Origin of the sequence: Vibrio sp. TH_r3 (genome assembly GCF_033101115.1) — a bacterium.
In the GTDB taxonomy this organism is placed as follows: domain Bacteria; phylum Pseudomonadota; class Gammaproteobacteria; order Enterobacterales; family Vibrionaceae; genus Vibrio.
Window position 1 is genome coordinate 211,878 of the sequence record NZ_JAWMPW010000003.1, and the last position, 14,720, is coordinate 226,597.

Annotated in this window: 15 protein-coding genes; 5 read left to right on the plus strand and 10 right to left on the minus strand. The window is 39.1% G+C overall.

Translation table 11 applies throughout. The features are described 5' to 3' along the window. Positions 1-8: 8 nt before the first annotated feature. On the minus strand, positions 9-209 hold the full coding sequence (locus R3X26_RS05030) for a hypothetical protein (protein WP_317716115.1): 201 nt from the start codon (positions 207-209) through the stop codon (positions 9-11). Between the two features lie 252 nt (positions 210-461). Here R3X26_RS05030 and R3X26_RS05035 point away from each other — a divergent pair, with 252 nt between their 5' ends. Next, a complete protein-coding gene (locus R3X26_RS05035; RefSeq protein WP_317716116.1) occupies positions 462-665 on the plus strand; it encodes an EF-hand domain-containing protein in 204 nt (67 codons plus the stop codon). Positions 666-755: 90 nt separating this feature from the next. Here the strand turns inward: R3X26_RS05035 and R3X26_RS05040 are convergent, their stop codons facing one another. Genes R3X26_RS05040 through R3X26_RS05050 form a run of 3 tightly spaced genes read right to left on the minus strand, consistent with a single transcriptional unit; the run spans position 756 to position 3,634 of the window. After that, complete coding sequence (locus tag R3X26_RS05040; RefSeq protein ID WP_317716117.1) at positions 756-1,655, minus strand: LysR family transcriptional regulator; 900 nt, start codon at positions 1,653-1,655, stop codon at positions 756-758. Positions 1,656-1,676: 21 nt separating this feature from the next. Then, entirely contained in the window at positions 1,677-2,681 is a 1,005-nt protein-coding gene (locus tag R3X26_RS05045) for a hypothetical protein (protein WP_317716118.1), read from the minus strand. A gap of 59 nt (positions 2,682-2,740) precedes the next feature. After that, entirely contained in the window at positions 2,741-3,634 is an 894-nt protein-coding gene (locus R3X26_RS05050; protein ID WP_317716119.1) for a DMT family transporter, read from the minus strand. A 220-nt stretch (positions 3,635-3,854) separates the two neighbouring features. Between R3X26_RS05050 and R3X26_RS05055 the strand changes: the two genes are divergently transcribed. After that, positions 3,855-4,103 carry a hypothetical protein gene (locus R3X26_RS05055; protein WP_317716120.1) on the plus strand — a complete coding sequence of 83 codons (249 nt, stop codon included), beginning with the start codon at positions 3,855-3,857 and terminating at the stop codon, positions 4,101-4,103. 234 nt (positions 4,104-4,337) lie between these two features. On the opposite strand, the gene R3X26_RS05060 is transcribed toward R3X26_RS05055, so the two are convergent. The 4 genes from R3X26_RS05060 to dgcN form a co-directional block, all read right to left on the minus strand. Then, the gene (locus R3X26_RS05060; RefSeq protein WP_317716121.1) at positions 4,338-5,759 is read right to left on the minus strand and encodes an alanine/glycine:cation symporter family protein; all 1,422 of its coding nucleotides are present in this window, start codon (positions 5,757-5,759) and stop codon (positions 4,338-4,340) included. A gap of 252 nt (positions 5,760-6,011) precedes the next feature. Next, positions 6,012-6,869 (minus strand): D-amino-acid transaminase, encoded by an 858-nt coding sequence (locus tag R3X26_RS05065; protein ID WP_317716122.1) that lies wholly within the window; start codon positions 6,867-6,869, stop codon positions 6,012-6,014. 33 nt (positions 6,870-6,902) lie between these two features. Beyond that, positions 6,903-7,883, minus strand: coding sequence for an N-acetyl-D-Glu racemase DgcA (dgcA, locus tag R3X26_RS05070; RefSeq protein WP_317716123.1), 981 nt, complete (start codon positions 7,881-7,883; stop codon positions 6,903-6,905). Next, on the minus strand, positions 7,883-8,887 hold the full coding sequence (gene dgcN, locus R3X26_RS05075) for an N-acetyltransferase DgcN (RefSeq protein WP_317716124.1): 1,005 nt from the start codon (positions 8,885-8,887) through the stop codon (positions 7,883-7,885). The genes dgcA and dgcN overlap by 1 nt, the downstream gene beginning before the upstream one ends. A 914-nt stretch (positions 8,888-9,801) precedes the next feature. Between dgcN and R3X26_RS05080 the strand changes: the two genes are divergently transcribed. The 3 genes from R3X26_RS05080 (at position 9,802) to R3X26_RS05090 (ending at position 12,557) form a co-directional block, all read left to right on the plus strand. Then, on the plus strand, positions 9,802-11,142 hold the full coding sequence (locus R3X26_RS05080) for a sodium:alanine symporter family protein (protein WP_317716125.1): 1,341 nt from the start codon (positions 9,802-9,804) through the stop codon (positions 11,140-11,142). A 76-nt stretch (positions 11,143-11,218) separates the two neighbouring features. Then, complete coding sequence (gene alr, locus R3X26_RS05085; protein ID WP_317716126.1) at positions 11,219-12,298, plus strand: alanine racemase; 1,080 nt, start codon at positions 11,219-11,221, stop codon at positions 12,296-12,298. 43 nt (positions 12,299-12,341) lie between these two features. Then, the gene (locus R3X26_RS05090; protein ID WP_317716127.1) at positions 12,342-12,557 is read left to right on the plus strand and encodes a DUF3820 family protein; all 216 of its coding nucleotides are present in this window, start codon (positions 12,342-12,344) and stop codon (positions 12,555-12,557) included. 87 nt (positions 12,558-12,644) lie between these two features. Here R3X26_RS05090 and R3X26_RS05095 read toward each other — a convergent pair whose 3' ends face one another. Together R3X26_RS05095 and R3X26_RS05100 are read right to left on the minus strand one after the other, a co-directional pair. Further along, on the minus strand, positions 12,645-12,989 hold the full coding sequence (locus tag R3X26_RS05095) for a rhodanese-like domain-containing protein (protein WP_317716128.1): 345 nt from the start codon (positions 12,987-12,989) through the stop codon (positions 12,645-12,647). A 213-nt stretch (positions 12,990-13,202) separates the two neighbouring features. Then, positions 13,203-14,189, minus strand: coding sequence for a porin (locus R3X26_RS05100; protein WP_317716129.1), 987 nt, complete (start codon positions 14,187-14,189; stop codon positions 13,203-13,205). Positions 14,190-14,720 lie beyond the last annotated feature (531 nt).

Consider the following 14,720-nt stretch of genomic DNA (forward strand, 5'->3'; position numbering starts at 1 on the left):
GGCTGCTTTTAAGCAGCATGTTTAGCAAGTTCGTGTGGATAGATACGCATTCCGTTGACTGTATTTTCGTACACAGCTAATTCTGTAAGATACGACCAAGCGAAAGTATCAGTGCCTGTGCGTGCTGCAAGTCGCATTATAACCGCGTCAACATTACGGCCAGCATAGTCTTTTTGGGAGATAAATAGATTTTTGATTACAGATAACATAAGTAAACCTCTTTGTAATTAAATTACTTAATTTAGTATGTATACGATAAACTAAAGCTAAAGTGTGATCAATATCTATTTTTAAATAGTGAAAATGTTGTTATTTTGTAATTTAATTACAAAATTTGTGTTGATGCTAATCTGTTTCTCTTGCTTTTATATGAATAGTTTAACTATTTTCATTATTTCTCCTTATTTTCTGCATGTTTATAATCAATAGTAAAGCTTGGTTAAATAACGTGAGAATGGATCATGAGACGTACACTTACACAAATTTATTCTGTCGGAATATTAGCGGTTTTAACATTTAGCATTAGTGCTTGCGCGCCAAAGCCTAAGGGAGATAGAGATCACGGGCCTAAACCTCTGTCAGCCGATGAGCTTTTCGAGCGAGCAGATAGCAACGTAGATGGTGTTTTGACTAAAGAAGAACTTGAAAGTGCAATGCCAAGATAAATAATCGGTCTAGACAGTTTTACATAATTGAAAGGGGGATTCGCTGAATATTATTATTGCGATTCCCTCTGATTTAGGTTTGGTTAGTTGTTATACCGTAGTATTCCAGTATGGTGGATCACCATAATAATCGGCGAAGTAATCAATAAAGGCTCGCACTTTTGGCGCAAGTAATCGAGAACTTGGATAAACCGCCCAAATAGCCGAGTGTGAGATTAAAGGGTAATCTTTTAATATTTGAATGAGTTCACCACTTTGTAAATGCTTATAAACACTCCATTTAGCATTCATTGCGACTCCTATCCCTTGTACGCAAGCATCTCGAACTGCCTCACCATGATCTGTTCGGAAATGGCCTTTGGTTTTTATGTTGATTTCACCTGTTGGCGTTTTAAATAACCAGTGATCTAAGCCTCTTAAATTGATGCATTGATGTTGAAGTAAATCTTGCGGAGTCTTAGGTTCGCCAAAATTTGCTAGATAGTCTGGCGAAGCACAAATTATTCGGTTATCGGATGCTATCTTTTTTGCGATCAAACTTGAATCTTTCAGCTCCGCGTTTCTTAATGCAACATCAAAACCACCCTCAACTAGATCGACAATCGCGTCAGACAAACGTAAGTCAATAGAAAGGGTGGGGTGAGCAAGCAAAAACTCTCTCAGAGCAGGTAAAAGATGCATTCGCCCAAAAGAAGCCGGAGCGGTAATTCGTAGCGTACCTTGAGGTAAAAGCTTACCTGCCCCTACCGATGCTCTGGCTGCATCAACTGTTGCGAGTACTTCTTCTGCATGAGGGAGAAAATCAATGCCTTCTTCGGTTAGAGAGACTTTCCGAGTGGTTCTGTGAATTAACCTTACTCCCAAACTTTCTTCTAACTTATTGACATGTGCACTCGCTACAGCAGGCGATAAACCAAGCTCTTGTCCTGCTTGGCTTATATTGTTGCTAGCAGCGATTCTAATAAACAGTTTTAAATGTTCAATATTCATTATAGATAATATCTTAATTAATTATTTAGGAGTTGCTATCTTCAAAATAGGAGCAGGAAGTTTTTCTGAGGTAATATAAATATGTTGGCTGTCTGAGCTAAATGCAATTGATTCGGCTTGTTTAAGTGGAGAAAATTCAATTTGAGTTGGTGTAGACAGCATTATTTCTGCCCAGTTCGTTGATTGATGAGTGTGATATACAAAGGCACTGTTATAGGTGAGCACTGCGACAAACTGGCCATTCTTTGAGATATCCATTGCGGTTGGCATCGTTGAGTAACCAAATAAATCAATCAGGCTGAATTCTGGATTACTAGAATTAGGGAATGGATCAAGCAGTGCAACTTGCTTAGCTATTTGGTTATCAGTTTGCAGGTATATTGAAGAATCTGGATCGAGTTTTGAAACGTGGTTAGTGGTTAAAGCTTGATTGGATAATGAAACGTTATTGGTCAAAGGCAGTTCAAATAAAATTGGTTGCTCATCTCTTTTAGAAAGTAATAGTATTTTTTCATTAATTTGATCGACTGCGACGGATTCACAATCGTGTGCGCCATCTGGATAATTATAACGAATCGTCCATTCCGGACTAACCGTTAAGGTGGTTTGTTCGGTAATTTTGGGTTCACGGATAATATGAAGTTGGTACACATCTCTGTTTGCGTAGTTGTCACCAGTGTCGGCAATGAGTAAATAGTGCTGCCCTTTATATTCAAATGTCGCTAAATCTTCCCAGTCGTTATTTTCAACGCCGCTAATATGAATTTGAGTTTGAAATTGTCCATGTTGATCAAAAGCAATTAAAGAGGGCGTGTTGCCACTATCATTGTGACTCCAGAGTGTATTGGGATTAAGGCTCGATGCTGCTAATCCACTCGCCTCGGGCAATGTTTTTGTTGTAATAAAGCCGATAACATTATCGCTATCTGCAGAAAGGTTATTCTTTAGAGAGGAGCAAGCCACTAGTCCGATCGCAACAGTAAGTATTAAGCTGGTGCAAAATAATAATTTAGAGGGTCTTTTCATCAATCGTACCAATGCAATGTGTTAAAAAAATATATGTCGAATCATAGCGCGCCTAGCCGCTAAGATTGTCTAGCCTTTCGATTATTTATTAAGGCACTAAATGAGAAACCAGTTACGAGAGTGGTACCTGAGAGGACTAAAATAGTGCCAAATAGCGTATTCCATCCAACTTGCTCATCCAAGACTACATATCCCCAGAATAGACCAAAAGCGGGAATTAGAAAGGTAACAGAAAGCGCAGACGCCGCACCTATATTGGCAACCAAGTTAAAATAAAGCAAATAAGCAACGCCAGTACACAAAACTCCGAGAGCCGCAACAGATAAACTGATGTCTAATGTTGGTGTTTCACGCATAGGGATAAAAAATACCAGCGGCAAAACAATTATTACCGCTGCCCACATACTGCCATGCGCGTTGTCAAATGAGGTGATTTGCCGAACCGTCCGCGAGTAGTTACTAGCTATCCCATAGCAAGCTGACGCTGAAATAGCGGCAATAATTGGTAGCGTCGAATCCATTCCTAACTGTTCGCTATTCCAGCCTACCAATACGATCACACCAATAACACCTAGTATAAGCCCCAGTATAGATTTTTTAGTTAATGCTGTTTTGGTCCAAAATACGCTAATCACGGCACCCCAAATTGCCGAGGTGGAGTTTAATATTGATAAGGTAGATGCGTTAAGTGTTTGCGCGGCATAAGCGAAAAATAAAAAGGGCAGAGCGGTATTAAAAAGCCCTAAGATAAAAAAGTGTTTTTTATGCTCCAATAACAATAATTTACGCTTTATGAAAATAGATACAATCAATAAAAATAACGCAGCGGATAATACGCGTGCTTCAATCAATACTGCTGGTCCGAGTGAATTTGCCGCGATTTTCATAAACAAGAATGAGCCACCCCACAAAGAGGCGAGTAACAGAAGCTGAAGTGCATTACGTAGTGACATGTATTGTGCCGTCGAAAGGATTAAGAAATTGAGCATATCTTGTTACTTCTTTGCAATAAGTACAACTAGATATTGAAATAAATGTTTGCATTTATTGATTTGTAACTGATGTTTTTGTTTAGGCATTTGGATTACAATGTATATAACGCGGTTTAAAGAGTGGTTTTGGTAAAATACGGCCATTTATATCGTCAAATATCATGTTTGGGAGGAAGGAATAATGCGTTATCAAATAAAAGAGGCGTTTGATAAATTTATTGATGTGACTAATGCAGATGCCAGCAAAGTATCAATCATCAGCGCTTATCCAAATGATATTCGATTGTCTTATACCGACCATGATTACAAAACCCACGAATTCAAATACGCGGATGGTAAACTCTACCTGCGAGATGAAGTTGAAAAAACATGGTTTGCTTTAGATGAGTTTAATTGCACGTGCCAAGGATTGTATTTCTTGAATTCGTAAGGAATTGTGCATTGATAGAGTAACTTATCAATGTAAAGAATAAAGCGGTATGTAAATTTTTTGTTCTAACCTTCACATCTCTCATTTCAATTTGTACTTGCTCATTTTTGCTAGAATCGCTGGCTGTAACTCCGAGAAATGTTTACTCAACTCAAATAGAATAAAAAGCCAGTCATTATATCAATGATCTGGCTTTAATATATTGATGTGCAAATAATTTTCTATACTAATGGCTTAGTTTTTCTTTACCCATGCAGTGGTATCGATATCTAAATCGGTGTACTCGCTAGGGTCAAGTACCGGATGTTCAATACCAGCTTTAAGTTGCTTTCTATAATCTTTAATTAAGCGTGTTGCAGTCGGGAACAACATGATTAGAGCAAGTAAGTTTACGATAGCCAACACACCCATTAATGGATCTGAGAAGAAGAATACCGCTGTTGCGCCCGGTGCAACAGCACCAACAAATACGATAGCAATAACCAGTAAACGTAATATATGTACCGCCATTGGCTTCTTCGTCATAAATGTTAGTGCGTTTTCACCTAAATAGTAGTTATAAATAACTGAACTAAAAGAGAACAATAAAATAGCAAAAGTCAGATAATATTGCGTCCATGCACCGAAGTGAGAAACTAAAGATTGTTGAGTCAGAACAACGCCATCAATTCCTTCAGCACCTGGTACGTAAACGTCACCAAGTAAAATAACAAAAGCGGTACAGCTACAAACCACAATAGTATCAATAAATACTGATAAAGATTGAGTGATACCTTGGCTTACAGGGTGGGTTACGTCAGCGGTTGCGGCTACGTTAGGAGCTGAACCAAGACCGGCTTCGTTAGAAAATAAGCCACGGCGTAGCCCTTGCGCTAAAGCGGCTCCCATACCACCACCAACCGCTTCTTCAATACCAAATGCATTGGATACGATATTAACGATAATTGCTGGAATCTCAGTAATGTTAGTAATAATAACAACCAAGGCCATAGCAACATAAGCAATCGCCATAACAGGAACAACTAAGTCAGCGGCTTTGGCAATACGCTTAATACCACCGTAGATAATAAAGCCAACGACGATAGCCAAGAAAACGCCCGTGTACATGCGATCAATACCTAAGCTATCCTGTACCGCACCTGCTACAGTGTTGCCTTGGAATGCGTTAAATCCGAAAGCAAACGAAGCGATAAGGCAAACCGCTAAAACATAGGCTAACCAACGGTAGTCTTCGCCTAAGCCATGAATAATTGTGCGAGCGGGACCACCACGGAACTCGTTACCTTCTTTACGCTTGTATAGTTGAGCTAGAGAACATTCAACTAGACTGGTTGCCATGCCTACTAATGCTATTGCCCACATCCAAAATACGGCACCGGGGCCACCAAGGGTAATTGCCACGGCTACACCAGCGATGTTACCGCCACCAACACGACCACCTACAGACAATAAAAGTGCTTCACGACCAGAAATTTTGTCTTTGCTTGCAGTTTGGTTTTTAGTTAATAGTACTTTGAACATACGTCCGAAAAATCGAAACTGCACAAAGTCAGTTACTATGGTAAAAAACAACCCAAAAATAACCAAGAAGGGCACTAATGACCACCCCCATGTGAGATCACCAATGACCCCGAAAAAACTTTCTAACATTTCCATTTTCTCTCCTTGGAATAATTCTCTGTCTAAAAAATATTCAATTTGGCTAGTTTTAATGTAATAGATGCCAAATGACCGCACAGTATACTGAGTTTGGCGAATCAGAAAAGAGTACTAGGCAAAAAATTTGCTATGAGTCAGTTTAACGACATTAAAAAAGGAGCCTAGAAGGCTCCTGCAATACAATGTGTTGTAAAATTTCATTTACTTGGCATTAACATGTGATTAATAAATCTTTATGCTAATCACCATTTAGCAAGCTGATGCTCTCGCTAGTTCGAGGTAAATTTCTCTCAACTGTAACGCGACAGGACCCGGTGTTCCATCGCCAATCGGTTTGTGATCAATTTCCACAACAGGCCAAACAAAGGTAGAAGCAGAACTAATAAAGGCTTCTTTCGCTGCATAAGCTTCTTCAATGGTGAACAATCTTTCTTCGATCACTAGGTTTGCTTTGGATGCCATTTTCATGAGCGACGCTCGAGTAATACCATGTAGAATATCATTACTTAATGGCCGAGTTACGATAGTATTGTCTTGCGTCACAATATAGGCATTGCTTGATCCGCCCTCAGTAACAAAACCGTCTTCGATTAACCAAACATCATCGCAACCTTGTAATTTTGCAGCTTGTTTTCCCATACAGGCAGCGAGAAGTGATGTTGTTTTAACGTCGCGACGTCTCCAGCGAATATCTGGTATTGAAATGACTTTAATGCCTTTTTTGACTTTAGGAGAATCAACTACCGAACGTGCTTGTGAAAATAGAACAACCGTTGGCTCTGCATCTTCTGGATAACCGAAATCACGATCGCCAGTAGAGCCGCGCGTAACTTGAAGATAAATGCCGCCTTCTTGCACATCATTAAGACGAATAAGCTCTTTTTGAATATTGACCAGTTCATCGGCAGTCAGTGGGTTCTTCATATCTAGTTCATTGCATGAACGAGCTAATCTAGCCACGTGTCCATCGTTGTCTAATAGTTTGCCATCGACAACTGCTGTCACTTCATAAATAGCGTCAGCGAATAAAAAACCTCGGTCGAAAATAGACACTTTCGCTTCAGATTCAGGTAAATATTCACCATTTAAGTAAACCGTACGTTGCATAATTTTTTCCTAATCTATTTATTCTGGATCCCATTAACCCCAGAGTTCTGTTGAAAACGGTAGCATGAAACTATCTTCAAATGTGAAACCATGCTCAATGTCTTCACTCAACAGTAGTGGCCCATCGAGATCAACAATGTCAACACCTTGTGCTACAACAAAGGCTGGAGCCATGCTTAATGAACTTGAAAGCATACAGCCGACCATCACCTGTAACCCTGCTTCTTGAGCCTGCTGCTTGAGGGCTAGTGCCTCAGTTAGTCCACCCGTTTTGTCGATTTTGATGTTGATCATATCGTAGCGACCAATGATCTGTTCAAGACTTGCTCTGTCATGGCATGATTCATCTGCACAAATCGGAATAGGTCTTGGTAGTGATTCTAACGCTTGGTCTTCTCCAGCAGCAAAAGGCTGCTCTATCATTGCAACATCTAATTTAACCAATTCTGGTATCAGTTGTTGGTAAAGTTCTGGCGTCCACGCTTCATTGGCATCTAGGATGATGGTTGCATTAGGAGAACCTTCGCGAACCGCTGCCACTCGAGCCAAATCTTCTCCACCACCGAGTTTCAACTTTAATAAAGGGCGAAAAGCATTGTCGATTGCTACCTGTTTCATTTTCTCAGGTGTATCTAAAGATAATGTAAAAGCAGTAACCAAGCGCTCAGGAGAAGATGTTGCGCCTGTTCTCTCCCATATACTTTGGCTGTTCTGCTTACATTCTAAATCCCATAAAGCGCAATCAACTGCATTTCTTGCGGCTCCAGAAGGCAGTAATGACTGAAGTGCTGAACGGCTAATGCCTTGTTTTAGAGTTGGAAGAACGTTTTCAAGTTCCGTTAACGTGCTGTCAATTGATTCGTTGTAACGTGCATATGGAACACATTCTCCTCGTCCCACGACGCCATTATCAACAATCGTAACTTGGATAACGTCAACTTGAGTTTTGCTTCCCCTAGATATGGTAAAGCTTCCTCTAATTGGCCAACTTTTAACTTTAAAGCTGATTTGCATTAAACCTCCTCGAGCGCACTCACTATTCGGCTAACACCCTGACGGAATGGATCAACCACTGGAATATCAAATTCTGATTCTACTTTAGCCATAAATTCAAGTGCTGCATCTTCTTCAAGTTGAGAGGTGTTGACTGAAATACCCACAAACTTAACGTTTGGATTAGTCAGTCGAGCAGTGGCTAGATTAGCTTCCATGCAAGTTTTAATCTCAGGCACTGAGTAATCCGGTAACCCACGCATGTGAGTTCGAGTTGGTTCATGGCATAAAACTAATGCATCTGGTTGTGCACCATGTATTAATCCAGTAGTGACACCGGCAAATGAAGGATGGAAAAGTGAACCTTGTCCTTCGATAACATCCCAGTGATCGGCACTGTTTTCAGGTGAAATAGTCTCAATGGCACCAGCAATGAAGTCGGCTACTACACAATCAACACTCACTCCGTCACCAACGATTAGGATACCGGTTTGACCTGTAGCGCGGAAATCAGCATTTAAACCTTGTTCTTTCATCTCTTTTTCGATGGCAAGAGAGGTGTACATTTTACCGCATGAGCAATCGGTACCAACGGTTAGTAGACGTTTGCCTTGGCGGTTTTTGCCGTTTGCGACTGGATAGCTTTGAGTTGGATAACGAACATCGAAAAGTGAACGGTTATGTTTCTCTGCTGTAGACACAAGCACAGCAATGTCACTTAACTTGTTGTGTAGACCTGATGCGATATCTAAGCCAGCTTCAAGTGCTTCAATAAGAATACTAATCCACTCTTCAGAGATAACGCCGCCACGGTTTGCAACGCCAATCACTAAAGTTTGTGCGCCTGCTTTAACGGCTTCTTGAATCGATAAATCTTCAAGTCCACAGTCAGCATTACAGGTTGGTAAGCGATATTGACCTACGCAATATTCTGGGTGCCAGGTTTTAATGCCTTGAGCGACCTTTGCTGCTAGTGGATCTGCTGCGTCACCAAGAAAAAGTAGATAAGGTTTTTTCAGTTCCATTTGAATACTCCGTGTTTACGTAATTAAGTTTATATCCGTTATCTTTGAAGTTACTTCGTTGCTGATGCGCTCGTACACTCCAATTTTATAGTCAATCTATGGTAATGGGCTGCGTATTTTGCTTGTCGATTCAACACGACTCACTCCCATGATTTTGGATATCTTTGGGTTTGTAGTGATTACCACTGCAAAATTCGTGACAACAATGCAGATAAAAGTAAATTTATTTTGATTTGTTACCTCTATAGTCGTGACGAGTATGAAAATAGTAAAAATTTTTATTTCTGTCGGTAAAAATGCAAGTTGGCAATAATTCCAAATAATATTCGGATTTTAGTTTTAAATTCCAATTTTGGTTTTCGTGTAGAGAAATGAATCAAAATCAAAGTTATTTCAGAAACATATAATTTTACTTATTTACCTATATTGCAACATATTCCCCTGATCTAAGTTTGAGGGTGTTTAGTCGAATACATGATATAAATAACAATTTCAAAGCTAAGTTAAAATTAACAGAACAGCATAATTCGTTATTTCTTGCACGTTATTGGATCATATTTGTGCACTATATGCACCATATTGATCCAATGATAGGTTTTTAGCAAGCTAAATAGTGATTAAATCTGTATGTTAAATTAAATATCTAATTTGATTTTTTAACTATTTTGTTATTTGTTAATAAAATATTAATAGATATTAATTCTGTTATTCGAGCTTTAAATGGTTTTATTAACTAACAAATAAATACCTATTGGTTGCAATTTGACTTGCAGGCTGAGTTTATTGTTGGTTCACTGCGACGGCTAACCCTTTCTAAGGAAAAATGAGTTTAATCATTTCTTATGCTTGGTCTGCAAATTGCTTTGTGACTGAAAGGAACAATTTTAAAAAGTGTCATAACGGGAGAACACAAGATGGAATTTATTTCCGAACTGATAGGTCAGGTCAACGGTATCGTTTGGGGGGTACCTATGTTGGTACTTATTTTAGGTGTCGGTATTTACTTGACCGTTGGCTTGAAGTTTATGCCTATTCTTAATATAGGAAGAGCATTTAAGTTAATGTGGAATGGTCGAGCGTCAAACGGTGAAGGTGAAATACCGCCTTTTCAAGCATTAATGACTGCGATGTCCGCCACAGTAGGTACAGGTAATATTGCTGGTGTAGCAACAGCAGTATTTATTGGCGGTCCAGGTGCATTATTTTGGATGTGGATCACAGCACTTTTGGGTATGGCAACCAAATATGCTGAAGCAGTATTAGCAGTAAAATATAGAGAGAAAGACGACAAAGGAACCTATGTTGGTGGCCCTATGTATTACATCACTAACGGTATGGGGCAAAAATGGTCTTGGTTGGGTACGTTATTTGCTATTTTCGGTGCGGTTGCATGTTTTGGTATCGGTAATGCGGTACAGTCAAACTCGATTGCTCAAGTTTTAGAATCTAATTTTTCCTTTTCGCCACTTGTTGTTGGCTTCATTATAATGGTTCTAGCTGGAGGAGTAATACTTGGTGGCTTAAAGCGTGTTGGACGATTTGCTGGCGCATTAGTTCCGGTCATGGCAGTGGCGTATATTTTGTGCGGTGTTGCGATATTACTTATGAACACCAGTGCTATCATTCCTGCTTTTGCATTGGTAATTGAACATGCCTTTACACCAGCTTCTGCAGAAGGTGGTTTTGCAGGCGCGACGGTTTGGATGGCAATTCGTTTTGGTGTTGCTCGTGGTGTTTTCTCTAATGAGGCAGGTTTGGGCTCTGCTCCTATTGCGCATGCAAGTGCACAAACCGATGATCCCGTTCGCCAAGGGTTAATCGCGATGTTAGGAACATTTCTCGATACATTAGTTATATGTAGCATTACAGGTTTAGTTATTATCATCTCTGGTGCTTGGACGAGTGGAGAGTCTGGTGCGGCACTGACGTCAACAGCTTTTGGTCAGGTTATTCCTGGCGGTAGTTATCTGGTTGCGGTTAGTTTGGCTGTATTTGCTTTCACAACTATCGTTGGCTGGTCTGTTTATGGCGAACGTTGTGCGGAATACTTATTTGGCGCAAAAGCGGTTTTACCGTTCCGTATTATCTTTATTGTTGCCTTACCTATTGGTGCGCTAATGGAATTGAATTTTGTATGGTTATTGGGTGATACACTCAATGCAATGATGGCTATTCCAAACTTGATTGCTCTTGCGGTATTGAGCCCAGTGGTATTTAAACTAACAAAGAGTTATTTCAGTAAAAACCGAACTTAACTAACTAAACTACTTCCTTCGGAATATCAGTTGGCCTCTGAAGGACGTAGGCTTTTGTCTAAAATTGGAGTTTTTTATGCTTACTGCCGAAGCAATTATCAATTTATCTGCATTACAATACAATTATCGCCATCTCAAATCTTTGTGTCGCAATAAACCATTAGTTGCGGTGGTAAAAGGCGACGCTTATGGTCATAGTGCTAAGCATGTAGCGCTAACCTTGTCAGATGTTGATATGTTAGCGGTTGCTAGGATAGAAGAAGCAATCGAATTACGTAATCTAGGCGTTAAAAGCCAAATATTGTTGTTAGAAGGGTGTTTTAATTGTGAGGATTTGCTCGATGCGTCTCGCTATCAATTTCAAACCGTGATCCATCATCAACAACAGCTTGAACATTTCCAATCTCTCGAACTAAGTCAACCAATTAAAGTATGGTTGAAGCTTGATACTGGAATGCATAGAGTTGGCGTGACCCCTGAGCAATTACCTCACTTTATTCAATCTTTACAGACGTCGAATAACCTTGAGGGTGAGCTGAATTTTATTAGTCATTTTAGTTGCGCTGATGATTTAGATTCCTCTTCTACTCCCACGCAGATTAGTGCATTTTCTTCATTACTTACGGGTTATAAAGGTTTAAAGTCGATTGCTAATTCAGCTGGAATTTTATTTTGGCCTCACGCTCATTTTGATGTGGTACGAGCTGGAATAGCACTTTATGGCATATCACCCGTTGATAATAAAACGGGAAAAGAATTAGATCTTCAGCCAGTAATGACATTGAAGTCAAAGTTAATTTCAGTTCGAGAACATAAAGCTAATCAACCTGTTGGTTATGGAGAGAATTGGTTTTCGAAGCATGATACTAACATTGGTGTTGTTGCTTTAGGTTATGGTGATGGATACCCACGTCTTGCTCCAGAGGGAACGCCTGTTTGGATTAATGGACGAATAGTGCCAATTGTTGGTCGAGTATCTATGGATATGATCACGGTAGATTTGGGAGCAAACAGCGAAGATATAGTGGGTGATGAGGTTGAGTTTTGGGGCAACCAGTTACCGATTGAATTAGTCGCAAATGCGGTTGGGACCATTCCGTATGAACTTACAATAAAGTTGACCAAGCGAGTTGCTAAACGTTACATCGAAATTTAGTTATAATTCTTTTTATAATTTCCTAAAGTGGATGAGTAATATCGTGTTACAGAAAGAAAACTTGATCAAACTAGCACGGACTCAAATGCCGTTTGGTAAGTATGCTGGTCGAGTATTGATAGATTTACCTGAAGAATACCTACTATGGTTTGCTAATAAATCCCAATTTCCATCAGGAGAATTAGGAGAGCTTATGCAGCTATGTTTGGCGCTTAAAATCGAAGGTTTGGATTCGTTGGTAAAACCACTTAAACGCTAACATATTTAAACCTTATAAGATAAACGTTTCAAGGTTAATCGGTAAGACGATTTAGAGAAAATCTAATTAGTTAATCACAAAATATCATTACTTAGCTTGTAATAACTCGCTTAGCCCACCTGCATTGTGCACATTTTTAAAGCCTAAAGAGGTTAAAATCCTCTTTGCTTGCCCAGAACGGTTGCCGCTCCTACAGTACACAACAATGGGTTGATTTTTGTCGATATCATTAAACGCGAAATTTATGTTATTGAGTGGCTGATTTATAGCACCTTTTATGTGCTGTTGCTTGAATTCTTCAGCAGTCCTAACATCAATAAGCATGGCACCTTGCTCTATTTGTTGCCATCCAATATCTGCTCGAGTCGACGCTAGGCTTGAAAAGGCTATAAGCAATAAGGTAACAAATAAGGCTAACGGTTTAGTTAACATGGCTATCTCCTTAGTGGATACATCAAAAAAATATGCAATACATCGAGCATCGGATTGCTTCGCGATAAAACTTATAATGATAATAAAGTATTTACAGGTTTAGCACCTGTGCTTGTGGAGAATAATATGATCTAGCGGGAATATTTCGTGATTAATAAAAAACGCTTACCATGGAGGTAAGCGTTCGGTACTACAATGCCTTCTAATAATCTATTAGAAAGTGAAGTAAACACCAGCTACAGACTGCGAGTATTCAGCATTGTCTTCATAGTCGTTGTTATCAGCGGCAGAGTATTCAACGAAGCCTAAAAGGTTTTCAGAGAACGCGTAATCTGCACCTAATGTATAGGTAGTAATTTCGTCAGAAGACCCGTCAGCGTCAGCTACGTATGCTGAAGTATAAAGTCTTACGTCTTCAATAGTATAGTCAGCAGCAACACCTACTACTTCATAGTCCACACTGTTTACTTGCTCAACAACATAATGAGATGCAATAGAGAAGTCGCTGAAGCTATATCCTAGTTTGATACCGTAAACGTCGTTATCACCAGTATTGGTTGTGTCATAAGTACCGCGGTTACCGCGGTCTTGGTAAGAAGCACCAATGTTGAAACCAGCAATATCATAAGAAGCGGATAAACCGTAAACTGCGTCTTGATTTTGCTCTGCTGATAGATAAGTATCTGCAATCAGTGTTAGGTTATCTGTATCGTATTTAAAAGATATACCATGGCTTTTTGATTCAAAACGACCGGCAACATCGTCTACATAACCTACACCTTCGTTAGTGTTATCGATAATGATTGCGTCAAGAGAATCGCCGAAGTCACCAATTTCACCAACAGCAAAACCGAAGTTTTCACCCAGTGTAGCACCAATGTATTCATCATCAGTAGTAACATCTTTATCTTCGCTACTATCAAATCCAAATCCAACGCCGTTTTCAATTTCAAATGAACCAAACACCGTTACTGAGTCATTTAACTTGTGAGTAGCATCTACTTGAATTTTTGCCCAAACGTCTACATCTGGATCATTTTTGTAGTTACCTATCGATGCGTTTTTAAGCTCAGAAGTGCTTAAATATGCATCGATTTCACCTTTTAAGTCGAGTGAATTTTGGTCGTCACTATAGATATTTGCTGCGTTAGCACCTGTAGTTATCGTTGCGATAGCGAAAGCAAGCAGTGTCTTTTTCATTTTATTCATCCTATGAATTACATGTTTTAGTTATATTTCAGGGAAGTCAAATAGTGATGTCAGCAATAACGACTTCATTAATGCCTATTCAGATCAACTAATAGATTTAGCATTAATATGTTGATGCAATGACATATTGACTTTCGTTATTGATTTAACGCTGATGTGATTTTCTAGGCTAGTAAAACGAAATAAAACTGAAGATAAATGCATTTATTTTATTTTTATTATTTGTAAGTCATTGTAATATATGGGTTAAATAGTGTTATGCAAATTTAAAAATAGTTCAAATTAAATTTTAAATTATTTGTTTTTAACTCTTATTTATATAAAAACGTGACTTGCGTCACTAAATTTCTATTTTGTTAATAACATAGAATATCCATGGTTTAACTATCGGTAGACTCATTATTTTTTGATGTGCATTTAATTGATCATGTTTGTCAGTTCGGATGAGGTATAGAATTGCCAACAATATGATTTACTTAACGATTACTCCATTGGGCTTTGGACAATAGCGCAGTGCTTCAG